We start from the raw sequence: 23,277 nt of genomic DNA on the forward strand, positions 1-23,277 counted from the left end.
TTTTCTAGCTTTAAAACCAGCTTCTATAAGCTGTTGAACTTTTTTATCGGAGTTTTCTTCAACCCTAAACGCACCCGCCACAATATGATAATTACCACTTTGCTTGTTGAGTGTTAAGGTGGCAACTGGCAACGGATTTGAAATAACAAAAGTCGCTTCTTGCACTTTTTTATCTACTTGCTCGTGTGCTTGTTCTTGTGCTGCAACGTTATGTTCTTCAATGTTATTTACATATTGATGGGTATAAACAGCACCAGCAACCGCCAGTCCTAAAACGGCAATGGCAGCATATTTTAAATACGATCTTGAGCGTCGTTTTTCAGTGCTAACAGCAATTGGGATGACCTTTTCAATAGCTTCAACTTCGGCTTTATATACCTCACGTTTGATATCCGCACTTGTAAATTGCGCCAGACCGAAGGCATCGGTTAGGTAGTTTACATGTTGCGATGGCTCAAATAAAATGCGGCCTTCGCTATTCAATTTTAATTCACCTATGTGTTGAAGCACAATCACTTCACCTTGGGTTAAAAATGACTTAATCTCCTTTACCTGCCTTTCAATTTTATGAGCAGCAACTTCATATGGGATTTTTTCAACCTCAGCTAAATAGTTGGCAAGTAAACCATCGTTATTTTTAATCTGCTCATTAAAAGTGAGCACCTTTTTCGGCGGATAAAATGAATTGGTACTACTGTGTATTTTCGCCGAAACCTTGTTGGTGACGAAAGCGCCCAATTCAGGAATGGTTACGCAGTCGTAACGGTAAAGTAAATCGCTTATAAAACTATCTAATCGCATAAAACAAAGTTAAAATTTTTTGAATTTGAATTATATTTAGGCTGTTATAGTTATTAACAACGCAAAATTTGCGTTCTTGTATTAGTTTTTAATTTTTAAATGACTAAAGAACAACTACTTTATACACTCGCTTTACAGCATGTGCCAAACATTGGCGGTATTACTGCAAAGAAATTGATAAATCATTGTGGGGATGCCGAAGCTGTATGGAAATCAAAAAGGCATCAATTACTAAAAATTGATGGTATTGGCACTACCGTAATTAACACACTTAAGGAATCGCAACATTTAAAAGCCGCCGAGGAAGAGCTTAAATTTATTGAAAACAACCAAATTATTTGTCACTTTTTTACAGATTCCGATTACCCTGAAAAGTTGAAACACTGTATTGACAGTCCAATATTATTATTCCAAGTTGGGAACATCAATCTCAAAAAACAACGCATCATCAGTATTGTCGGTACAAGAAAAATAACGGTTTACGGAAGTGCCTTTTGCGAGAAATTAGTTGAAGAATTAGCGCCATTTAACCCAGTTATTGTTTCTGGCTTTGCTTATGGCACCGATATTACAGCCCAAAAAGCGGCGGTTAAACATAATTTACAAACCATAGGTTGTTTGGCGCATGGTTTAAACCAGATTTATCCCAAGGTTCACAAAAGATATATGAAAGACATCGAGGCCAACGGTGGATTTGTCACTGATTTTTGGAGCTCTGATGTGTTTGACAGAAATAACTTTTTAAAGCGCAACCGTATTATTGCTGGTTTAAGCGAAGCGACTATTGTTATTGAATCTGCTGAAAAAGGAGGAAGTTTGGTGACGGCCGATATCGCCAATAGTTACAACCGTGATGTTTTTGCGGTGCCAGGAAGAATAACCGATAGCATGAGTATTGGCTGCAACAATTTAATCAAATTTCAAAAAGCGCATTTATTGTCAACACCTATGGATATTCCGTTTATGCTGAATTGGAAACTGGAAGAAGACCAAAAACCAGCCGTTCAGAAACAGTTGTTTGTTGAATTGGATTCCGAAGAAAAAGTCATTTATAACTTTTTAAAAGATAATGGTAAAGAGCTATTAGATGTGATTGCCCTAAAATGTAATATGCCTACGTATAAAATTGCGAGTGTTTTGCTGAATATGGAATTAAAAGGGGTGGTTAGACCGCTGCCGGGGAAATTGTTTGAGGTGATTTAAAGACGAATTATTAATGACTTCATTTTTATTCTTACTTAATTAATTACCTTTTTAATTGTTATATTTGAATGTCAAAGGTTAGATCATGGATATTCAAGCAGAAAAAATTCAACTCGCAAAACTACTTTTAGAAACAGAGAATCCTAAAATTATTGAAGCTATTAAAAAAATTTTCAATAGAGATAAGGCTATTAATTTTTGGGACGAACTTTCACCGGAGCAAAAAAGTGAGATTGAGAAGGCTTCTATGGAAATTGAAAATGGTGAGGTAATCGATTATGAAACCTTTATGAAAAAGTATAGATAGGTGACCAGAAAAGTTGTAATTTCTAAAATTGCTGAGAAGAAATTAGAAAGTCTCTTTGAATATCTTGTTAAAGAATGGTCGTTAAAAGTAAAGAATGATTTCATTGTAAAATTAGGCGAACACATTGGAATCATTCAAACTCAGCCTTAGATTTTTCCCGAATCTAAAAAGAGAAAAGGTCTGAGGAAATGTGTTGTCACAAAACAGACCACATTATATTATAGATTCAATTCTAAACAAATAAATATTGTGACGGTTTTTGACACAAGACAACATCCCAAAAAATTAAATCCTGATTTATAAAAAGGACATCAATCATTGACAACTTTTAAAAGACAATGGTAAAGAGCTATTAGATGTGATTGCCCTACAATGTAATATGCCTACGTATAAAATCGTGGGTGCTTTGCTGAATATGGAATTAAAAGGGGTGATAAGACCTTTGCCTGGGAAATTGTTTGAGGTGATTTAATACCCCAAAACACCTCTAACTCTACCCAAAACCTCATTGGCAACATGAGAAGCTTTTTCAGCCCCTGATGTTAATACGGCATCAATAGCATCAGTATTATTGATATAGTAATTGTAGGTTTCTCTTGGCTTGGCAAATTTCTCCAAAATTAATTCAAACAAGACCTGTTTGGCGTGTCCGTAACCGTAACCACCTTGTTCGTAGTTGATTTTCATGGAGGTTACATCATTTGGGTTTGCCATTAGGCTGTAGATTGCAAAGCAATTGCAAGTATTCCAATCCTTAGGTGCTTCCAATGGTGTGCTATCGGTTTGGATGCTCATAATCTGTTTGCGCAATTGTTTTTCAGGCAGAAAAATGTCGATGATATTACCTTTGCTTTTGCTCATTTTTTCACCATCGGTGCCAGGAATAAGCATGGTGTCTTCTTGTATATCGGCTTCGGGTAATACAAATACTTCTGCATCCATACGGGCGTGAAACCGGGAGGCTACATCGCGGGTCATTTCAATGTGCTGTTGCTGGTCTTTTCCAACGGGCACAATTTCGGCGTCGTATAATAAAATATCAGCTGCCATCAACATTGGGTAGGTGAATAATCCAGAGTTGACATCTTCTAACCTATTCGCCTTATCCTTAAAGCTATGTGCTAAGGTGAGTCTTTGATAGGGAAAAAAGCAACTAAGATACCATGATAATTCGGTAACCTGTGGCACATCGCTTTGTCTGTAAAAAACCGTTTTTTCAGGATTTAAGCCAAATGCCAACCAAGCAGCTGCCGTAGAATAGGTGTTTTGCTTGAGTGTTTGAGCATCTTTTATTTGGGTAAGCGAATGTAAATCGGCTATAAATAAAAACGATTCATTGTCTATAGTTTCCGATAATTTAATTGCTGGAATTATAGCGCCTAAAATATTACCTAAATGCGGGGTGCCGGTACTTTGTATGCCTGTGAGTATTCTTGCCATAACATGCCTGCGAAAGCAGGTATCTCGTTTTTAAGTTTAATAAGCCACAAATGTAACCATAGTTAGTAACAAAAAAAAGTGACTGTTTAGGTCACTTTTTCATTGAAATTTTGTTAGATGATTACCTTCTAAACAAACCTGCAATTAATAAAAGCACAATGGCACCGATGGCTCCAGTTACAATATCGCCGATAAATCCATCGGAAATGTGAATTCCGAAATAGTTGAACAGCCAGTTGCCAATAACGCCACCAACAATCCCTAAAAGAATATTGATGAGTAAGCCAAAGCCGCCACCTCTCATTAAACTACCTGCTAACCAGCCGGCAATCGCTCCAATTAATAATGCATACAGTAATCCCATGATTGTTTAAGTTTAAAATTGTACACTAAATGTAATACATATTTATTAAATACTAATTTTACATCGCGATGAAGCTACTTAAATACCCTTTTTGGATTATATATCGTATTTGGTTTTATGTCTTGGTGGCATTACCAATCATCTTTTTATTTCCCGTATTAATTATTTCTATTTCAAAGGAAAAGTGGTATCCTTATTTTTTTAAACTCGCGCAATTTTGGGCTAAGTTTATTTTAATAGGAATGGGTTTTAGATTGAAAATGGTCTATCAACAAAAACCTGAACGGCATAAAAGCTATATGTTTGTTGCCAATCATACTTCTATGGCTGATATTATGCTGATGTTGGTTAGCGTAAAAAACCCTTTTGTGTTCGTTGGAAAGCAAGAGCTGGCTAAAATTCCCTTATTTGGTTTTTTCTACAAGCGCACTTGTATTTTGGTAGATAGGAATAGTGCTAAAAGTAGGCAAGCCGTTTTTTTAAGAGCACAACGTCGTTTAAAACAAGGTTTGAGTATTTGTATCTTTCCAGAAGGCGGTGTTCCTGAGGAACACATTGTGCTGGACGAATTTAAAGATGGTGCTTTTAGATTGGCAATCAATCACAAAATACCAGTGGTTCCAATAACATTTTTTGATAACAAAAAACGTTTTTCTTACACCTTTTTTAGTGGTGGCCCTGGTAAAATGCGAGCATGGGTGCATACATTTATCAACACAGAAGGTATGACAATTGTCGATACAAAAAACGTTAAAAATCGGGCGTGGGAAATCATCCACAATACCTTAGTGTCAGAAACAAAAAAAGCTACCTCTGGCACGAAGTAGCTCTTTTCTCATCATTGCTTATTGAGCAATAACTAATCTAACCAACCAAAAAAAACCTAAAACTTAAAACTTAAGCCTGTATATACACCCACAAAAAACGGCTGAAAATCGCCGAATGTATTGCTGAATGTATTTATTTGATACTTGAAAATGGGTTCAAGATTAAATTGAAACGACTTTGAAAAATTGTAAAACACACCCAATCCAAAATTAGCACTATAGCTCACATCATTAATGTTGTTTGCTTCTCCAATTAAAGTGCCGTTGCCATTTTGAATTTCAAATATATTATTGTTGTTCAGGAAAAATGTACTAAATCCGCCAATAACATTAAGACCAACTTTTTTATCTACCAAACTGTATTCTAATTCTAACGGTACTTCTATAAATCCAAATTGTTGTTCAAGAGAACTCAAATCGGCTGTTTTTACGATATCAGGCGCACTGGACAAGGACACTGCTCTATTACTGAGGTAATTGGTGGTAGTAACATTTTGGTTAAACTTAATGTTAGAAATATTACTTGCATTATTAGAGTTTCTGGCACTAGCATCTGAGGTTATGATACCGTTGGTGCGATAATCAAAACCAACAGCATTAATTCCTGTGCGGACTCTTAATTTTTTATTAATGGCGTAACTAGTAGAAATTCCATAGCTCATATTAATATCGGAACTTTTGCTGTTTTCGTTAAATTGACTATGAATGCTAGAACCTTCACCTAAAGAATTAAAATAAACAGGTGCCACATTTGGCGAAACGCGCCACCTGTTTAATGCTTCTTTTTCTTCTCCATCTATAATGTTTTCAGCCTCAGCAATGGCTTCTTCAATAGTTTTTTCAGTAGCTAATGTTTCTTTTGGGATGTCTTCTTCTTTTTCAATTTTACTTGTTAATTCGCTTTCACCAGTCACTTTAAAATTTATATCTTCTTGCTTTGTTACCAATTCAATTACCTTTTCTTTGTTGGTTTTTTCAATAGCTTCTGAGGCAACATCGGCATTGTTATCTTGCATTATTTCTTTATTTATCAAAGTTGAGGCTTGCTCGGATGATTTTTCCTCATTCAATTTTTTATCCTTAACCTGATTGCTTTCGGCGATTGCATTTGACTTTTCTGGATAGCTTTCGTTTGCCAACCTTTTAGTTTTATTGTCGATTTTTGATTTTATAGCATCCTTAGTTAAATCGTTGTTTGTAGTTATGGTTGAATTATTAGTAATCTGCCGATGTGTTTCTATTGAAGATTCATTGTTATCGGAATTTTGATTTTCAAAAACAAGCTCGCCATCCTGTATTTTCGGATTGGATGGAACGTTTTTAGTTGAATCTAAAATTGTTTCATTTTGATTTAATACAGAATTATTTTGAGATTGGTTAGCATTAAAAACACCGTAACCAATACCAAGCATAAGCACTAAAGCAGCAGCGATACCTCCCAATTTCCACCAGAATGGAATTATTTTACGGTCCTTCTTTTCACTTTGTAGCTCAGCTTGAATGCCTTCCCAAACGTTTGGCTTGGGTTGTGCTTCAAAGTTTTTCAGTTTTTCCTGAAAAATTCTATCTATGTTTTTCTTCTCTTTCATTTAAACATTTTGAGAGTTGGCTCCCATTTTGTTGTTTTCAATTTTTTCTTTTAAAATCAGCCGTGCTCTCGCTAGATTAGACTTAGATGTACCAATATTTATGTTGAGCATCTCGGCTATTTCACTGTGTGAATATCCATCTAAAGCGTATAGATTGAAAACCAACCGATACCTATCTGGAAGTTCTTGAATTATCTTTAACAAGAAGTCAATATGAATGTCATCGTTATCAACCTCTACAGTAACTTCTTCAATTTGATTGTCATTGATGATATCAAAAACACCAATGCTTCTATATTTTTGTAATGCTGTGTTAATGGCAATACGTTTCATCCAACCTTCAAAAGAACCTTTGTGCTTATATTGTTCAATTTTTTTAAATATTGTTATAAAAGCATCGTGCAGCGTGTCTTCAGCCGCTGCATAATCGCTAGAATACTTAAGGCAGAGTGAAAACAGTTTACCCGAATAGAGTTCATATAACTGGCTCTGTGCTTTAGCATCATTTTTTTTACAATTTTCTATGAGTTGATCTAAACTCACATTTAGTTGATGTTGGTTATAATTAAGTTTTATTCAACAACTGGCACCTCTACAATCATGTAAGTATCATTTCCGCCGCCATCTGATCCTTGCCAAAATTTAAATACATAGTGATCAAAATTTCCATTGACAAAAAAGTTAAATGAAGCTTCATCTTGGGTTGGATCGCTTGAACAATTTAAATCGTTGTTAATTGAATTTATAACTGCAATTGTCCGTTCATTGGAGTTAGACAAAAAATAAAAGTCATTAAATTCGTAACAAGGGTTCGGCTTGGTATAACCAACTGTAATAGTGTAAGTTTCTCCTGTCACAAATTCTTCAGGTAACCCATGTGTTTGAATTGGTAATATTTCAAAGGAAAAATTTGTTGGATTGTTGTCATCAATACTACATGAACTTAGGACAAACCCTATAGCCATTAACAATAAAATGTTTTTCATTACAAATAATTTATTCAAAGGTTTTAATTTATAGATGCAGAAAATACGTAAAGGTTGCGTTAAAAAATCAAAATCCTGAAATATTTCAGGATTTTGATTTGGTTTAAGCCTTTGTTTGTTCGTTTATTTCAGCGCGAACTTTAGCTTCAATTTCATCCATAAGTTCTGGATTGTCCTTAATCAAATCTTTTACTGCGTCCCTACCTTGTCCAAGTTTGGTATCTTCATAGCTAAACCATGAGCCACTTTTTTTAATGATTTCTAATTCAACAGCTAAATCTAAAATTTCACCAACTTTAGAAATGCCTTCTCCATACATAATATCAAACTCAGCTACTTTAAATGGTGGCGCTACTTTGTTTTTTACCACTTTGACTTTGGTTTTGTTACCAGTAACGTTAGAATTATTGTCCTTTATTTGGGTTGAACGTCGGATATCTAACCGAATAGATGCATAAAATTTTAAGGCGTTTCCACCGGTCGTGGTTTCTGGATTCCCAAACATAACACCAATTTTTTCTCTGAGCTGGTTGATAAAAATCATCGTGCAATTCGTTTTGCTGATGGTTGCAGTAAGTTTTCTTAAGGCTTGTGACATCAATCTTGCATGCAACCCCATTTTTGAATCGCCCATTTCGCCTTCTATTTCACTTTTAGGCGTTAAGGCTGCTACTGAATCAATAACAACAATATCAATGGCGCCAGAACGTACTAGATTTTCAGCTATTTCTAAAGCTTGTTCCCCATTATCAGGCTGTGAAATAATTAAATTTTCCAAATCCACACCTAATTTTCCAGCATAAGTTCTATCAAAGGCGTGTTCTGCATCAATAAAAGCAGCAATACCGCCTGCTTTTTGGGCTTCGGTAATGGCGTGTAAGGTTAAAGTTGTTTTTCCTGAAGATTCTGGTCCGTAAATCTCGATAACCCGGCCTCTTGGGTATCCACCTACACCAAGCGCAATATCTAAACCTAAGGATCCTGACGGAATCACTTCAACATCTACCACAGCCATGTCGCTCATTTTCATCACTGTGCCTTTTCCGTATGCTTTATCTAACTTGTCTAAAGTTAATTTTAGCGCTTTTAATTTTGCTTCTTTTTCACTACTCATGTTCACTCTTTTATTAATTGATATGACTGCTAAATTACTACATCTTTTAGCATATTACAATTTTATCACGCAACCTTTTTATAGTTTTTGTATCTAACATTTATAAAGGGAAGATTTTGCTATGAAAAAGAGTTATTACCTTTTAAATATCAAGTTCTAATATTTATTTTTTGTGGTGATTGATAAATATTTAAGAGCTTTAGGGTGACCTTAGTTTATACAGAATTGTTGGTTACAAAGTGTTTCAAATGTTTTAAAAAGCAATGATGAACAAATGAAATTTTTAAGTAAAATTATCTTAACAAATTTTGGCGCTACAACTGAAGTTATGGTCAATAGCAGTTGTAAAGCCGACGGTGGTTAGCTCGTTTGAGGTTTTTGAAATTAAACAAATTTGAAAAATTAATAACGAGTTAGTCTAAGAAAAGCGCTTTGGAGTATTTCCAAAGCGCTTTTTGATTGTTCATTATTAGCAAAAGCAGTACTTTTGTGCTTTAAAATTCTCTAACCTTAATAAATTGGTATAGCATGCAACTGTACAATAACTTAAGTAAAAAAGAGAGAGCAGTACTTATCGAGCAAGCGGGGAAAGACCGTTTGACTATCTCTTTTTACAAATATGCCAAAATTGGCAATCCTGAATTATTTAGAAATCATATGTTTTTAGCTTGGAACGAACTAGATGTTTTAGGCAGAATTCATGTGGCAAATGAAGGTATTAATGCCCAATTATCGATTCCTGCTGATAACTTTGAGGCTTTCAAACACCATTTAGACAGCATTTCATTTCTAGAAAATGTAAGATTGAATATTGCTGTAGAACATGATAATTTTTCGTTTTTAAAATTGAAAGTTAAAGTTCGCGATAAAATTTTGGCGGACGGGCTTAACGACCAGACATTCGATGTTACCAATAAAGGACAACATTTAAATGCCGAAAAGTTTAATGAGCTAATAGACAATCCTAATACCATTTTAGTGGACATGCGCAACCATTATGAAAGTGAAATCGGTCATTTTAAAAATGCTGTGATACCTGATGTGGATACCTTTAGAGAATCACTCCCCATAATTGAAGAGGATTTAAAAGATTTTAAAGCCGACAAAAATCTTGTGATGTATTGTACTGGTGGCATAAGATGCGAAAAGGCTAGTGCCTATTACAAGCACAAAGGCTTTAAAAATGTGTTTCAATTAGAAGGTGGAATTATTAATTACGTTCATGAGGTTCAAGAAAAAGGACTTGAAAACAAATTTATTGGGAAGAATTTTGTATTTGACGAACGTCGTTCAGAAAAAATTTCAGACGATATAATTGCCAATTGTCATCAGTGTGGCAAACCAGCAGATACGCATGTAAATTGCGCCAATGAAGCTTGTCATTTATTATTCATACAATGCGATGAATGCAAAGAAAAAATGGAAAACTGCTGTTCAACAAACTGCATGGAAATAAACCGATTGCCATACGAAGAACAAAAAGAAATGCGAAAAGGTCAAGGAAACAGTAACGATATTTTTAAAAAAGGAAGAGCTGACCATTTACCCTATAAAAAAGACTTGCGAAATATATTTGAAAACTTCACACCCTAAAAACAATAACACCCTTATTAATATTGTTATAAATTCATCTAAATTGAATTAACTGAATAAATAATTTTATCTTAGCTAATTAATAAATACGAATCCTCTTTTTGAAGAATGTTTTCTCACATTTATCAAGAAAATAATATATAAAATTTATGAGTTGTAACAGTTGTTCAACCGGAAAAGATGGACAGCCAAAGGGTTGTAAAAACAATGGTACTTGTGGCACTGATAGCTGTAATAAGCTCACTGTTTTTGATTGGCTTTCTAACATGTCGCTGCCCGATGGAGAAACACACTTTAATGCTGTTGAAGTCCGTTTTAAAAATGGACGCAAACAATACTTTTTAAATACCGAAAATTTAACTTTAAGTATTGGCGATGTTGTGGCTACTCAAGCAAAATCAGGCCATGATATTGGTATGGTAACCCTAACAGGTGAATTGGTGCGTATTCAAATGAAGCGAAAAAATATAGACATTGATGATCGCGAAAACGTACTTAAAATTTACCGAAAAGCCACCCAAAGAGATATCGATATTTGGAAAGATGCCAGAGAACGCGAAGATCCAATGAAGGTAAAAGCTAGGCAATTTGCCATCGATTTAAAACTTCATATGAAAATATCAGATATCGAATTTCAAGGAGATGCAAGCAAAGCTACTTTTTATTATACGGCCGAAGATCGCGTAGATTTTAGAGAACTTATCAAGTTATTTGCACGTGAATTTAAAACCAGAATCGAAATGAAACAGGTTGGTTTTCGTCAAGAAGCCGCACGTCTCGGTGGCATTGGTTCCTGTGGAAGAGAACTTTGTTGTTCTACTTGGTTAACCGATTTTAGGTCGGTTAGTACTTCAGCTGCCAGATATCAACAATTATCGCTCAATCCTTTAAAATTAGCAGGACAGTGCGGTAAATTAAAATGCTGTTTAAATTATGAGTTGGATGCTTATTTAGATGCACTGAAAGAATTCCCAAAAACAGAGGTTAAGTTATACACCGAAAAAGGCGTAGGTGCCTGTCAAAAAATCGATATTTTTAAAGGAGTACTTTGGTACGCCTACGAAGGTGAATGGATGAATTGGCATAAATTAACAGCGGCTCAGGCCAATGTTATCATAGACTTAAATAAGAAAAAACAAAAAGTTGCAAGCCTCGAAGAATTCGCTGTTGAATTACTAGAAGAAACAAAAGTCGCTTTTGAAAATGTAGTAGGACAAGACAGTTTAACGCGGTTCGATAGTCCAAAAACGTCTCGTAAACGTAATAATAAGAACTCTAATAACCGAAAAAGAAAGCCGCAAAACAATGCTAAAAAAAGTTAGCTTTATTTTACTTATTTATTTGTTTGTTCAATCCTGTGATACCAATTATGTGTTTGATACCTACGAAACCGTAGAAAAATCTTGGGGACATGATAAGGCAATTCAATTTAATTTTACAGCCCCAGATTCCATTAATAATTACGCCTTATTCATCAATTTAAGAAACAATAAGGATTATCGTTATAATAATCTTTTTCTCATTGCCGAGTTAAGTTATCCAAATGGCAAAACGTTAATCGATACGCTAGAGTATCAAATGGCAAAACCCAATGGCGAGTTTTTAGGAACTGGATTTTCAGATTTAAAAGAAAATAAATTGTGGTACAAGGGGTTTAATGAACCATTTGTTTTTGAAGAATTGGGAGATTACCAATTAAAATTAAAACACGCCATGAGAAAAAATGGAGAAGTTGAAGGCCTTAAACAACTTGAAGGAATTACTGATATAGGTTTTAGAATAGAAGCTTTAAATACGTATAACAATGGCAACTAAAAAAAAGACAACTGCTGCAAAAGCATCTGATTTTGGACGTTATGTTCGCTGGTTCTGGATTGGATTTCTAGGCATTTTAACCAGTATTGCACTTATTTTTCTATTGGCCTCTTGGGGATTGCTCGGAGAAATGCCCGATTATACAGTACTGGAAAACCCGAAAACTAATTTGGCTACAGAAATTATATCAGCAGATGGTAAAACCTTAGGCAAATACTATTTTGACGATAATAGAACCCCGGTTGATTACAATGAATTGCCAGCTAATTTAATAGATGCTTTAATAGCTACAGAAGATGCGCGTTACCACAAACATGCGGGTATTGATGCCATTGGTACCCTACGAGCGGCATTTTATTTGGGTAAACGCGGAGGCGCGAGTACCATATCGCAGCAGCTTGCTAAACAACTTTTTAATAGACGCGAAGGCGCAAATACCGTTCAAAAACTATCTCAAAAGATTAGAGAATGGATTATTGCTACACGGCTAGAGCGCCAATATACCAAAGAGGAAATAATTGCCATGTATTTCAATATTTATGATTTTGGCAACAATGCAGATGGTATTCGATCGGCAGCAAAAATTTACTTTGGTAAAGAACCAATGGAATTGGAAATTAAAGAATCTGCCATGCTGGTAGGAATGTTTAAAAATTCATCTTTATACAATCCAAGACCCCATAGAAATCCAGAAGGCACAAAAAACAGACGCAATGTTGTGCTTGAACAGATGTATAAATATGGCTATTTAGATAAAAACGTAAAAGATTCTCTTAAGCTAACAGAATTAGATCTTAAGTACTCACCCGAATCGCATCGCGAAGGCTTAGCAACCTATTTTAGAGCGTACCTGTCCGATTTTATGAAGCAATGGATTAAGGATAATCCAAAACCTGATGGCACTAAATACAGTTTGTACAACGACGGGCTCAAAATTTACACGACTTTAGATTCTCGTATGCAGCAATATGCCGAAGATGCCGTTCAGCAGCACATGCCAAATCTTCAGGCAGAATTTGATAATCAAAATACTAAAGAACGCAACCCAACTACACCTTTTTTAGATTTAAAACAGGCTGAAATAGATGCACTCATAAAACGCAGCATGCGCCAAAGTGAACGCTGGAGAAAAATGAAGAATGATCTTGGGAAAACAGACGAAGAAATCATAGCATCCTTCGAAAAACCAGTTCAAATGGAAATATTTTCATGGAAAGGTGAGATAGACACCATCATGAAACCCATCGACTCAATGTTGTATTACAAATCCTTTTTACACCCAGGAATGATGGCGATGGATCCTCAAACTGGACATGTAAAGGCTTGGGTTGGCGGCATGAATTACCGACATTTTCAATACGATCACGTTAAACAAGGTAAGCGCCAAGTTGGTTCAACATTTAAACCTTTTGTTTACGCAGCTGCTATGGACGAGTTACATTTGTCTCCCTGCGATTCTCTACCACGCACACCAATTACCATTGAAGCTGGAAGATTTGGAAATCCGCTGCCATGGACAACCAGAAATTCTGACGGCAAGTACGACGGCTTTCAAACACTTAAATCTGCCTTAGCAAATTCAACCAATACCATAACAGCACGATTAATGAATCAAATCGGTCCGCAGTTGGTGGTAGACATGGCAAAAAAATTAGGCGTAGAGCAAAAAATAGACCCAGTTCCTGCAATTGCTTTAGGTACTCCAGATTTAAGTGTTTACGAAATGGTCGCAGCCTATTCAACCTTTGCCAACAAAGGCATATATAATACCCCGGTAATGGTAACACGCATCGAAGATAAAAATGGCACCGTTTTATATCAAGTCGCTCCAGAAAGTAAAGATGTGTTAAGTGAAGAAATTGCCTACGTTACTGTAAATTTATTAGAAGGCGTTACGCAGTTTGGCTCAGGGCAAAGACTCCGACACAATTGGGCAGTAAACACACCGCTGTATAAAGAAGTGATTACAGGGTATCCTTACGAATTTGATAATCCAATTGCTGGTAAAACAGGAACCACACAAAATCAAAGTGACGGTTGGTTCATGGGTATGGTCCCAAATTTAGTGACGGGTGTTTGGGTTGGTGCTGAAGACCGATCGGTTCATTTCAAAGGTATTGCCTATGGTCAGGGCGCAACAATGGCATTGCCAATTTGGGCTTTGTTTATGAGAAGTTGTTATGCCGATGAGAGTCTTGAAATTTCTAAAGATGAATTTGTAGCGCCAGCCGATTTGTCAATAAGGGTTAATTGTAATTTGTTGCCAAGCCCCAACACCTATACAGACGACGAAGACGATTTAGATAATATTATTGATTTCTAATTTCAAATCGTTTTCAAAGGTTTCCTAGGATATTTTCTATGATTTTCTGAGCATATTTTGTAAATTCACCAATGCAAATCACAAACTATGATAAATAAAAAAGTAGCCAATGCAATGGTGGCATTATCGGGCGTCAAGGATAATATGACGCTAATGCTTGGTGGTTTTGGACTCAGTGGTATTCCAGAAAACAGCATATCGCAATTGGTAAAGCTGAATATAAAAGGATTAACCTGTATTTCAAACAATGCGGGTGTTGATGACTTTGGCTTGGGCTTACTTTTGCACAAACATCAAATAAAAAAAATGGTCTCTTCTTATGTTGGCGAAAATGCCGAGTTTGAAAGACAAATGTTAAGTGGCGAATTGGAGGTTGAATTAATTCCGCAAGGAACTTTAGCTGAAAGATGTCGTGCAGCTCAATCAGGGTTTCCAGCATTTTATACACCAGCAGGTTACGGTACAGAAGTAGCAGAAGGTAAAGAAACAAGAGAATTTAACGGAAAAATGTACGTCTTAGAACACGCGTTTAAGGCGGATTTTGCTTTTGTTAAAGCATGGAAAGGTGACGAAGCTGGTAATTTAATTTTTAAAGGCACTGCAAGAAACTTCAATCCCAATATGTGTGGAGCGGCAAAAATAACGGTTGCTGAGGTTGAAGAATTATTACCAGTAGGTAGTCTTGATCCAAATCAAATTCACATTCCGGGTATTTTTGTGCATAGGATATTTCAAGGTTCAAACTATGAAAAACGCATCGAACAACGTACGGTGAGAAAAAAATAAAAATAACAAATTCCAATCGTGATAGCTTTTGGCACAATAACCAAGATAACCAATAACCCAAATGGCACTAGATAAAAAAGGCATCGCAAAGCGCATCGCCAAAGAAGTAAAAAACGGATATTACGTTAATCTTGGTATTGGTATTCCAACCTTGGTAGCAAATTTTGTTCGTGACGATATAGAAGTTGAATTTCAAAGTGAAAATGGCGTTTTAGGAATGGGACCATTCCCTTTCGAAGGAGAAGAAGATCCCGATTTAATTAATGCGGGTAAGCAAACCATTACTGCTTTACCAGGCGCTTCTTTTTTTGATTCAGCTATGAGTTTTTCAATGATAAGAGGTCAACACGTTCACCTTACTATTTTAGGTGCTATGGAAGTAGCCGAAAATGGCGATATAGCTAATTGGAAAATCCCAGGATATATGGTGAAAGGTATGGGTGGGGCAATGGATCTTGTTGCTAGTGCCGAAAATATTATTGTAGCTATGACCCATACCAACAAAAAAGGGGATTCAAAATTATTAAAGAAATGTTCATTACCATTAACTGGTGTTGGCTGTGTTAAAAAGATTGTAACTGATTTGGCAGTGCTTGAAGTTACTCAGGAAGGTTTTATACTTTTAGAACGTGCACCAGGCGTAAGTGTTGAAGCTATTAAAAAGGCTACAGAAGGTAAATTAATTATAGAAGGTGATATTCCAGAAATGGATATTTAAACAACTTTGGTTTAATATTGAATCGCCTCTAGGGCGATTTTTTTGCAGGAAAAAACTTTACGACCAGTCATAAATGTTAAAATATTACGCATTACATCGATTTATTATGCTTTTTAACTGATTGCATTGAAAAGTTGTTTTATATTAGTAATCCCAAATCACAGTATTGAAAACCAAATCTATCATGAACTTAATTTATGAATTGACCCCAAATCTATCATAAAGCTTAATCTTATGAACAAAGCCCCAAATCTACTAAAAACCTACTCTACGGATGCTGCAATCATAAACAGCTTACAAAAAAGTGTCCGTTTAATCAAGGACATTGCCCTGTTGGCCAAAAAAGTATTCATGCTATAATCCTTTGGGTATAGCATGAATTAATTTTTTGGTATAAGGCGTGTTTGGATGATTGTAAATATGATCTGCTTCACCAATCATTTCAATCTTTCCTTGATTCATCACAATTAACTGATCCGACATAAACTTAACCACAGCCAAATCGTGGGATATAAATATGTAAGTGAAGTTAAATTTTTCTTTTAATTCATTTAGTAAATTGAGTACCTGCGCTTGCACAGAAATATCTAAAGCAGAAACCGATTCATCGCATATTATAAGTTTTGGATTTAGTACGATGGCTCTGGCAATCCCGACACGCTGGCGTTGTCCGCCTGAAAATTGATGGGGATATTTATTAAAATCGCTCGCACTGAGTCCTACACGCTCTAAAAGCGAAATCACCTTTTCCTTTCGATCTTTTTTAGAACTTCCAATACCATGAACTGTCATAGGTTCTAATATAGCTTCACCTACATTAATCCTCGGATTTAAAGAAGCAAATGGGTCTTGGAATATAATTTGAATATCTTTTCTAAGTTGTCTTACAGCATTTCGATTTAATTTAGTAATATCTTCACCTTTATAAAACACAGAGCCGGAAGTGGCTTTGTCTAATTGTAAGATAACATTGCCCAAAGTCGATTTTCCACATCCAGACTCACCAACCAATCCAAGTGTTTCACCTTCATAAACTTTAAAGCTCACATCATTAACTGCCTTAAATTGTTCAGGATTTTTAAATAATGAAGCTTTTCCAAAGTAAATTTTAGATACATTTTTCACTTCTAAAATCGGTGGTTTGGAATATATGTTTTCATGCTGTCGTTGACGCTCAGCGGGACTTATAATTTCAGTTTTAAGAGTACCATTCAACACATCCTTGATAGTTGGTAAAACTTTGAGTCTGTTTTTGGTAGATGGCCTAGATGCAATTAGGGCTTTGGTATAGCTGTGTTTTGCCGATTTAAAAATGGCGTTTACATCGCCTTGTTCTACGATGCTTCCTTGATACATCACCATAACTCTATCGGCAATTTCCGATACCAGTGATAAATCATGCGTAATAAACATCACACTCATATTATATTCTGATTGTAACGATTTCAGCAAGCTTATTATTTCAGCTTGTACGGTTACATCCAGAGCTGTTGTAGGTTCATCTGCTATAAGTACTTTTGGTTTGCAAGCAATGGCCATGGCGATCATAACACGCTGTTTTTGACCTCCAGAAATTTCATGTGGATAGGCTTTATAAAGTCTTTCAGGGTTTGGGAGTTTAACTTTTTCAAAAAGGTTGAGCACTTCGGCCTTAGCTTCTTTTTCGGAAATCTTTAAATGCTGTAAAAGTATTTCAATTACTTGCTTACCACAAGTCATAGAAGGATTTAAGGAACTCATGGGCTCTTGGAAAATCATAGCGATTTCATTGCCTCTTAAGGCTTGAAGCTCTTGAGGGTTCAAATCAACTAAACTCGTGTTTTTGTAAAAAATATTCCCAGAGGTAATTTTAGCAATGCGTTTTGGCAATAAACCCATGATCGATAATGCAGTCACGGATTTTCCCGAACCAGATTCGCCAACAATTCCTAATATTTCATTTGCATTAAGTTGGAAAGAAATATCTTTTAAAATTGGGTTTTCAACACCGTCGTTGAAAAACGACACATAAAGGTTTTCAATATTTAATAAGCTTTGCGATGAGTTCATGCGAATATTAGTGTCATATGCAATAAAGAGAATTCTTAGTTATTCATTTTAAACTGTTAATATCTTTTTTTGGTAGCTAGTTTGCTAAAAAACAATAATGTTTACTTTAACATCCTATTAACAATTTATTCCTCTAAAATATGAAATTAAAATTATCTGCACTCATCTTTATGATGACAACAGTATTTGTTTTTTCACAAAACAAATCTTATTGGGCAAAACAAAGCCCTTCAAAAAATTACACTGTAAAACATCACTTACAGGATTTAAATTCTCAACAACTTTTTAGTGTAAATTTTGATGCTATTGTCTCAGAATTGTTGAATGCCCCAGATCGAAGCGAAATGGGCAGAAGTAATGGTGTTACTATTGGATTTCCAAATGCTGAAGGCAAAATGGATTTTTTCAATGTCTACGAAGCCTCTACCATGCATCCCGAATTACAGGCCAGATTTCCACAAATTCGGTCTTATGTTGGGAAAGGAATCACAAATCCTGCGGCTATCATAAGATTTAGTGTGTCTCCTAAGGGAATTCACACCATGCTTAAAGAACCTAATAAACCAATGACATTTATTGAGCCCTATGCAACTGATTTGTCGGCCTATGTGGTTTTTACCAGAGATCAAAACAGTTCACGCGATAGAGACTTTGCGTGTGAAGTAACAGCCGCTATGCAGAATAATGACGATTATGAAGGCTACGCTTTAAGAAACGCCGATGATTCACTGTTAAGAACTTATAGGCTTGCTGTTTCTACAACAGGAGAGTACACTCAATATCATGGTGGTACCAAGGCATTGGCTTTAGCCGCGATTAACACAACAATGACGCGTGTTAATGGTATTTTTGAAAATGATTTTAATGTCACGCTTCAATTAATAGCCAACAACGATTTGGTAATTTATACCAATCCAAGTACCGATCCTTACACAACAACCGCTAATTACAATAATCAACTTCAATCCACATTAACCAATGTTATTGGCGAAGCTAATTATGATGTAGGCCATTTATTTGCCAACGCCCAAAACAACGGAAATGCGGGTTGTATCGGTTGTGTTTGTGTGAATGGGCAGAAAGGTAGAGGTTGGACTTCACGCACTACGCCTGAAGGCGACCCATTTGATGTAGATTATGTAGCTCATGAACTTGGCCATCAGTTTGGTGCCAATCACACCTGGACTTTTAATGGCAGTGAAGGCACTGGAGCGCAAATGGAACCTGGAAGCGGAAGCACTATCATGGGCTATGCAGGTATAACAGGGGTTAATACCGATGTGCAACCTAATTCTGACCCCTATTTCCATGCCATATCAATACAACAAGTAACGAATTATATTAAAAACAGGAGTTGCCAAACCAACACCAACACTGGTAATGCGGTTCCTGTTGTAGAGGCAGGACCTAATTATACCATTCCAAGAGCGACGCCTTTTGTTTTAGACGGCACAGCAACCGATGCAGACGCCCAAGATATTCTTACGTTTTGCTGGGAGCAGTTTGATCAAAATGCCGCGGCAACTACCTTGCCTGGCCCAAACAACACTTCGGGTGTTGCATTTAGATCGTATAATCCAACAGTTGATAGTAAAAGGTATTTTCCAAGATTGGAAACTGTAAAAACGGGCGCAACATCATGGAAATGGGAAGCAGTGCCAAATGTGAACAGAAATATGAATTTCCGCTTAACAGTTAGAGATAACCGACCCGGAAGCGCCACCAATAAGAGCGATGATATGATTGTTACTGTTACTACTTCGGCTGGACCATTTGTTGTAACCAACCCGAATACTAATCTGATATGGACGGTCGGTAGCACACAAAGTGTTACTTGGAATGTTGCTGGAACCACTGGAAATGGTGTAAATGCTTCAACAGTAGATATTTTTCTGTCAACCGATGGTGGTGACACTTATCCCATAGCACTGGCAACAGGTGTTTCCAACAATGGTTCGGCGTCTGTTTTGGTACCAAATAATATTGGTACTCAAAATCGAGTCATGGTTAAGGGTTCAAATCATATCTTTTTTGATATTTCAAATGCCAATTTCACCATTGAAGGTCAAGTAGCATGCAATGTAGCTATTCCCCAAGATTTGGTAGTATCTAATATAGGTTCTGCAAATGCAACTGTAAGTTGGACGGCATTACCAGGCGCAACTTATGATGTTAGATACAGACCAACAGGGAGTTCAACATGGAATACTATAGAAAATATTGTAGGCGTTTCAACTGAAATAGCTGGTCTACAAACTTTAACCGAATACGAAATTCAAGTTAGAAGTAAATGCCCAAATAATGATGTTTCGGAATATAGCAATAGCGTTATTTTTACCACGCTTGAAGTACAGTTAAATTACTGTGCATCTCAAAGTAGCAACGTTAATGATGAATACATTGGAAACGTTCAACTCAATACCATCAATAATACGTCTGGTGGCCAGTTTTATTCCGATTTCACAAATATTTCAACAGTCTTAACCAAAGGAACATCCTATACCATTTTTATTACACCTGTTTGGACAGGAACCGTTTATAATGAAGGTTATTCAGTTTGGATTGATTTTAATAAGGATGGCGATTTTGACGATGCAGGCGAACAAGTTTTCACAAGAGCCGCAACTAATCAGTCACCAGTGTCTGGAAATTTTACAATTCCAGAAGGCGCAGTTGAAGGTGCCACAAGAATGCGCGTTTCTATGAAGTATAACGCCACACCAACAGCCTGCGAAAGCTTTACCTGGGGTGAAGTTGAAGATTACACCGTAATAATTGAAGGTTCTGGTCCGGATGTTGAAGCGCCAACGGCACCCACTAACTTAACGGCATCAAACACTACGCAAACCTCAACCGATTTGGCTTGGAATGCTTCAACCGATAATGTTGGCGTCACAGGTTACGATGTGTATCAAGATGCTGCTTTAATAGCCTCGGTTACTACGGCAAATTATCAGGTTACTGGCTTAAATCCAAATACCAATTATTCGTTTTTTGTGAGAGCAAAAGATGCGGCGGGTAATATTTCTAATAATAGTAATACAGTTAATGTAACTACATTAGCGCCGCCAGATACAGAAGCTCCTACTTCGCCTACAAATTTAACAGCAACAAATACAACACAAAGCACAACAGATTTGAGTTGGAATGATTCTACCGATAATACAGGAGTAACTGCTTACGATGTATTTCAAGATGGTGCTTTAATTGCTTCGGTATCCTCTACAAACTATCAGGTAACTGGATTAAGTGCAAGCACCAACTATTCTTTTACTGTAAGAGCTAGAGATGCTGCTGGAAATCAATCTGATTTTAGTAACACAGTTTTAGTAACAACTATAGATACTCAAGCACCAACAGCACCAACAAATTTAACAGCGTCTAATATTACGCAAACCACAACCGATTTAAGTTGGAATGCTTCAACTGACAATGTTGGTGTTACGGGATACGATGTTTATCAAAGTGGTGTTTTGATAGCCTCTGTAATATCAACCAATTTTCAGGTTACAGGATTAAATTCTGCAACTAGTTATTCGTTTTTTGTGAGAGCGAAAGATGCAGCCGGTAATGTGTCAAATAATAGTAATACTGTAAACATAACAGCTTTAGCGCCTCCTGATACTGAAGCTCCAACTGCACCAACTAATTTAGTGGCTTCGAATACTACTGAAACTACGACTGATTTAAGTTGGACAGCTTCCTCAGACAATGTTGGTGTAGTGGCCTATGATGTATTCCAAGATGGTACGCAAATAGCATCAGTGTCAGCTATTAATTACCAGGTTACAGGGTTAATTTCAAATTCAACCTATCAGTTTAGTGTTCGTGCCAGAGATGCAGCCAATAATTTTTCGGCTTTTAGTAACAGTGTATCCGTAACTACTTTGGAATCAACTGTAAATTATTGTACCTCTAACAGTACCAATGTTAATGATGAATATATCAGCAGAGTAAGATTAAATACCATTGATAATGCGTCTGGTGCTCAGTTTTATTCAGATTTTACTACGATTTCAACAAATTTGGTGAAAGGAACGGAATACTCAATTACCATAAACCCAACTTGGACAGGAACCGTTTATGCTGAAGGTTACGCTGTTTGGATTGATTTAAATGGTGATGGAGATTTTACCGACGCGGGAGAATTGGTTTTTTCTCAAAACCCAACGAATGCTTCTGTGATTACAGGTACTTTTACAATTCCAATGTCAGCTGCAAACGGAGCAACCAGAATGCGTGTTTCAATGAAGTACAATTCAGTACCAACACCTTGCGAAACTTTCACTTTTGGTGAAGTTGAAGATTATACGGTTGTATTGCAGGAACCTATACCTGATAATGAAGCGCCAACCGCACCAACCAATTTGACGGCATCAAATACTACGCAAACCGCAACAACCTTGAGTTGGAACCCTTCAACTGATAACGTTGGGGTAACTGCTTATGAGGTTTATTTAGACGGGCTTTTATTGGGCACAACAGGAGCCACAAGTGTACAAATAACAGGCTTGAATCCAAGTACAAACTATTCGTTTTTTATAATTGCATTTGACGCAGCGGGTAATAGCTCTGCTCAGAGTAATTCAGTTAATGTTACTACTTTAGACAACGCACTAACTTACTGCAATTCTCAAGGTAATAATAGTAATAATGAATGGATACAAAGAGTACAATTAGGAAGTATCAATAACAACTCTGGAAATAACGGTGGTTATGCCGATTTTACTGCACTTTCAACCAGCTTAGTTAAAGGCTCTAGTAATACCGTTATAATTGTGCCAGGTAGAACCAATACCAGCAGAAGAGAAGCCTACAGAGTATGGATAGATTATAATCAAAATGGTAGTTTTAATGATCCTGGTGAGTTAGTATATAGCAGAAACAGAACCAATGCATCCTCAGTTGGCGGTAGTTTCACAGTGCCAACTTCGGCCCTAAATGGTGCTACAAGAATGCGCGTTTCTATGAAATACAATGCTTCTCCTACGTCATGTGAAATTTTCTCAAACGGTGAAGTGGAAGACTACACAGTTTTTATAATAAATTCGGCTAAAGGCGATGTTGTTGATAACGAGGGCCAAGCTAATGGAGATGATAGTATATTGCTATTCCCTAATCCAGTGAGCGATTCTGAATTAAATATTAAATTAATAGGATGGCAAGCTACTGAAATTAGAGTTTACAATACCTTAGGTCAGTTGGTAATTAAACAACCTTACAGTAATACCATACAAGTAGCAAAACTCGAGGAAGGTGTTTATTTATTAGAATTAATTTCTGAGAATAAATCAATCACCAAAAGATTTGTGAAAAAGTAACACTTAATAAATAACACAAAAATTGAAAAGGTCTGATGAAA

18 protein-coding genes and 1 pseudogene are annotated in these 23,277 nt (G+C 36.3%); 11 read left to right on the forward strand and 8 right to left on the reverse strand.

Translation table 11 applies throughout. From position 1 onward, the window contains the following. Positions 1 to 801 (reverse strand): SPOR domain-containing protein (locus tag V7Z48_RS02510; RefSeq protein ID WP_334111815.1); only part of this gene is annotated, 801 nt, incomplete at its 3' end. A 99-nt stretch (positions 802 to 900) separates the two neighbouring features. On the opposite strand from V7Z48_RS02510, the gene dprA reads away from it, so the two are divergent. The 3 genes and pseudogenes from dprA to V7Z48_RS02525 all read left to right on the forward strand — a co-directional run. Further along, a complete protein-coding gene (gene dprA / locus V7Z48_RS02515) occupies positions 901 to 2,004 on the forward strand; it encodes a DNA-processing protein DprA (RefSeq protein WP_334111816.1) in 1,104 nt (367 codons plus the stop codon). A gap of 85 nt (positions 2,005 to 2,089) precedes the next feature. Then, positions 2,090 to 2,311: a hypothetical protein gene (locus V7Z48_RS02520; protein WP_334111817.1), complete on the forward strand. Its 222-nt coding sequence runs from the start codon at positions 2,090 to 2,092 to the stop codon at positions 2,309 to 2,311. Between the two features lie 328 nt (positions 2,312 to 2,639). Then, positions 2,640 to 2,783 (forward strand): annotated as a pseudogene (locus V7Z48_RS02525) (DNA-processing protein DprA); the annotation flags it as partial. Here V7Z48_RS02525 and trpS read toward each other — a convergent pair. After that, positions 2,780 to 3,751, reverse strand: coding sequence for a tryptophan--tRNA ligase (gene trpS, locus V7Z48_RS02530; RefSeq protein ID WP_334111818.1), 972 nt, complete (start codon positions 3,749 to 3,751; stop codon positions 2,780 to 2,782). The pseudogene V7Z48_RS02525 and the gene trpS overlap by 4 nt on opposite strands. Before the next feature lie 121 nt (positions 3,752 to 3,872). After that, positions 3,873 to 4,115, reverse strand: coding sequence for a GlsB/YeaQ/YmgE family stress response membrane protein (locus V7Z48_RS02535; protein ID WP_334111819.1), 243 nt, complete (start codon positions 4,113 to 4,115; stop codon positions 3,873 to 3,875). A 68-nt stretch (positions 4,116 to 4,183) separates the two neighbouring features. On the opposite strand from V7Z48_RS02535, the gene V7Z48_RS02540 reads away from it, so the two are divergent. Continuing rightward, complete coding sequence (locus V7Z48_RS02540; protein ID WP_334111820.1) at positions 4,184 to 4,942, forward strand: lysophospholipid acyltransferase family protein; 759 nt, start codon at positions 4,184 to 4,186, stop codon at positions 4,940 to 4,942. A gap of 56 nt (positions 4,943 to 4,998) precedes the next feature. On the opposite strand, the gene V7Z48_RS02545 is transcribed toward V7Z48_RS02540, so the two are convergent. The 4 genes from V7Z48_RS02545 to recA all read right to left on the reverse strand — a co-directional run bounded on the left by V7Z48_RS02545 (position 4,999) and on the right by recA (position 8,631). Continuing rightward, positions 4,999 to 6,531 carry a hypothetical protein gene (locus tag V7Z48_RS02545; RefSeq protein WP_334111821.1) on the reverse strand — a complete coding sequence of 511 codons (1,533 nt, stop codon included), beginning with the start codon at positions 6,529 to 6,531 and terminating at the stop codon, positions 4,999 to 5,001. After that, on the reverse strand, positions 6,532 to 7,074 hold the full coding sequence (locus V7Z48_RS02550; RefSeq protein WP_334111822.1) for an RNA polymerase sigma factor: 543 nt from the start codon (positions 7,072 to 7,074) through the stop codon (positions 6,532 to 6,534). 29 nt (positions 7,075 to 7,103) lie between these two features. Continuing rightward, a complete protein-coding gene (locus V7Z48_RS02555; RefSeq protein WP_334111823.1) occupies positions 7,104 to 7,517 on the reverse strand; it encodes a hypothetical protein in 414 nt (137 codons plus the stop codon). A 103-nt stretch (positions 7,518 to 7,620) separates the two neighbouring features. Continuing rightward, positions 7,621 to 8,631 carry a recombinase RecA gene (recA, locus tag V7Z48_RS02560; RefSeq protein ID WP_334111824.1) on the reverse strand — a complete coding sequence of 337 codons (1,011 nt, stop codon included), beginning with the start codon at positions 8,629 to 8,631 and terminating at the stop codon, positions 7,621 to 7,623. Positions 8,632 to 9,159: 528 nt separating this feature from the next. Here recA and trhO point away from each other — a divergent pair. The 6 genes from trhO (at position 9,160) to V7Z48_RS02590 (ending at position 15,866) form a co-directional block, all read left to right on the forward strand. After that, positions 9,160 to 10,224 (forward strand): oxygen-dependent tRNA uridine(34) hydroxylase TrhO, encoded by a 1,065-nt coding sequence (gene trhO, locus V7Z48_RS02565; RefSeq protein WP_334111825.1) that lies wholly within the window; start codon positions 9,160 to 9,162, stop codon positions 10,222 to 10,224. 149 nt (positions 10,225 to 10,373) lie between these two features. After that, entirely contained in the window at positions 10,374 to 11,546 is a 1,173-nt protein-coding gene (locus tag V7Z48_RS02570; protein WP_334111826.1) for a PSP1 domain-containing protein, read from the forward strand. Further along, positions 11,530 to 12,039 carry a gliding motility lipoprotein GldH gene (locus V7Z48_RS02575; protein WP_334111827.1) on the forward strand — a complete coding sequence of 170 codons (510 nt, stop codon included), beginning with the start codon at positions 11,530 to 11,532 and terminating at the stop codon, positions 12,037 to 12,039. The genes V7Z48_RS02570 and V7Z48_RS02575 overlap by 17 nt, the downstream gene beginning before the upstream one ends. Then, on the forward strand, positions 12,029 to 14,362 hold the full coding sequence (locus V7Z48_RS02580; RefSeq protein WP_334111828.1) for a penicillin-binding protein 1A: 2,334 nt from the start codon (positions 12,029 to 12,031) through the stop codon (positions 14,360 to 14,362). The genes V7Z48_RS02575 and V7Z48_RS02580 overlap by 11 nt, the downstream gene beginning before the upstream one ends. A gap of 87 nt (positions 14,363 to 14,449) precedes the next feature. Next, on the forward strand, positions 14,450 to 15,148 hold the full coding sequence (locus V7Z48_RS02585; RefSeq protein ID WP_334111829.1) for a CoA transferase subunit A: 699 nt from the start codon (positions 14,450 to 14,452) through the stop codon (positions 15,146 to 15,148). A 61-nt stretch (positions 15,149 to 15,209) separates the two neighbouring features. After that, positions 15,210 to 15,866 (forward strand): CoA transferase subunit B, encoded by a 657-nt coding sequence (locus V7Z48_RS02590; protein WP_334111830.1) that lies wholly within the window; start codon positions 15,210 to 15,212, stop codon positions 15,864 to 15,866. A 354-nt stretch (positions 15,867 to 16,220) separates the two neighbouring features. On the opposite strand, the gene V7Z48_RS02595 is transcribed toward V7Z48_RS02590, so the two are convergent. Then, positions 16,221 to 17,915 (reverse strand): ABC transporter ATP-binding protein, encoded by a 1,695-nt coding sequence (locus V7Z48_RS02595; RefSeq protein WP_334111831.1) that lies wholly within the window; start codon positions 17,913 to 17,915, stop codon positions 16,221 to 16,223. A 140-nt stretch (positions 17,916 to 18,055) separates the two neighbouring features. Between V7Z48_RS02595 and V7Z48_RS02600 the strand changes: the two genes are divergently transcribed. Beyond that, complete coding sequence (locus tag V7Z48_RS02600) at positions 18,056 to 23,236, forward strand: GEVED domain-containing protein (RefSeq protein WP_334111832.1); 5,181 nt, start codon at positions 18,056 to 18,058, stop codon at positions 23,234 to 23,236. The last annotated feature ends 41 nt before the right edge of the window (positions 23,237 to 23,277 follow it).

It is taken from the genome of Paucihalobacter sp., assembly GCF_036825875.1.
Lineage (GTDB): Bacteria > Bacteroidota > Bacteroidia > Flavobacteriales > Flavobacteriaceae > Paucihalobacter.

Excerpts from the sequence above, each read along its gene's own strand:
- dprA (WP_334111816.1), top strand. The coding sequence starts at position 901 with ATGACTAAAGAACAACTACTTTATACACTCGCTTTACAGCATGTGCCA.
- V7Z48_RS02520 (WP_334111817.1), top strand. The coding sequence starts at position 2,090 with ATGGATATTCAAGCAGAAAAAATTCAACTCGCAAAACTACTTTTAGAA.
- trpS (WP_334111818.1), bottom strand. The coding sequence starts at position 3,751 with ATGGCAAGAATACTCACAGGCATACAAAGTACCGGCACCCCGCATTTA.
- V7Z48_RS02535 (WP_334111819.1), bottom strand. The coding sequence starts at position 4,115 with ATGGGATTACTGTATGCATTATTAATTGGAGCGATTGCCGGCTGGTTA.
- V7Z48_RS02540 (WP_334111820.1), top strand. The coding sequence starts at position 4,184 with ATGAAGCTACTTAAATACCCTTTTTGGATTATATATCGTATTTGGTTT.
- V7Z48_RS02545 (WP_334111821.1), bottom strand. The coding sequence starts at position 6,531 with ATGAAAGAGAAGAAAAACATAGATAGAATTTTTCAGGAAAAACTGAAA.
- V7Z48_RS02555 (WP_334111823.1), bottom strand. The coding sequence starts at position 7,517 with ATGAAAAACATTTTATTGTTAATGGCTATAGGGTTTGTCCTAAGTTCA.
- recA (WP_334111824.1), bottom strand. The coding sequence starts at position 8,631 with ATGAGTAGTGAAAAAGAAGCAAAATTAAAAGCGCTAAAATTAACTTTA.
- trhO (WP_334111825.1), top strand. The coding sequence starts at position 9,160 with ATGCAACTGTACAATAACTTAAGTAAAAAAGAGAGAGCAGTACTTATC.
- V7Z48_RS02570 (WP_334111826.1), top strand. The coding sequence starts at position 10,374 with ATGAGTTGTAACAGTTGTTCAACCGGAAAAGATGGACAGCCAAAGGGT.
- V7Z48_RS02575 (WP_334111827.1), top strand. The coding sequence starts at position 11,530 with ATGCTAAAAAAAGTTAGCTTTATTTTACTTATTTATTTGTTTGTTCAA.
- V7Z48_RS02580 (WP_334111828.1), top strand. The coding sequence starts at position 12,029 with ATGGCAACTAAAAAAAAGACAACTGCTGCAAAAGCATCTGATTTTGGA.
- V7Z48_RS02585 (WP_334111829.1), top strand. The coding sequence starts at position 14,450 with ATGATAAATAAAAAAGTAGCCAATGCAATGGTGGCATTATCGGGCGTC.
- V7Z48_RS02590 (WP_334111830.1), top strand. The coding sequence starts at position 15,210 with ATGGCACTAGATAAAAAAGGCATCGCAAAGCGCATCGCCAAAGAAGTA.
- V7Z48_RS02595 (WP_334111831.1), bottom strand. The coding sequence starts at position 17,915 with ATGAACTCATCGCAAAGCTTATTAAATATTGAAAACCTTTATGTGTCG.
- V7Z48_RS02600 (WP_334111832.1), top strand. The coding sequence starts at position 18,056 with ATGAAATTAAAATTATCTGCACTCATCTTTATGATGACAACAGTATTT.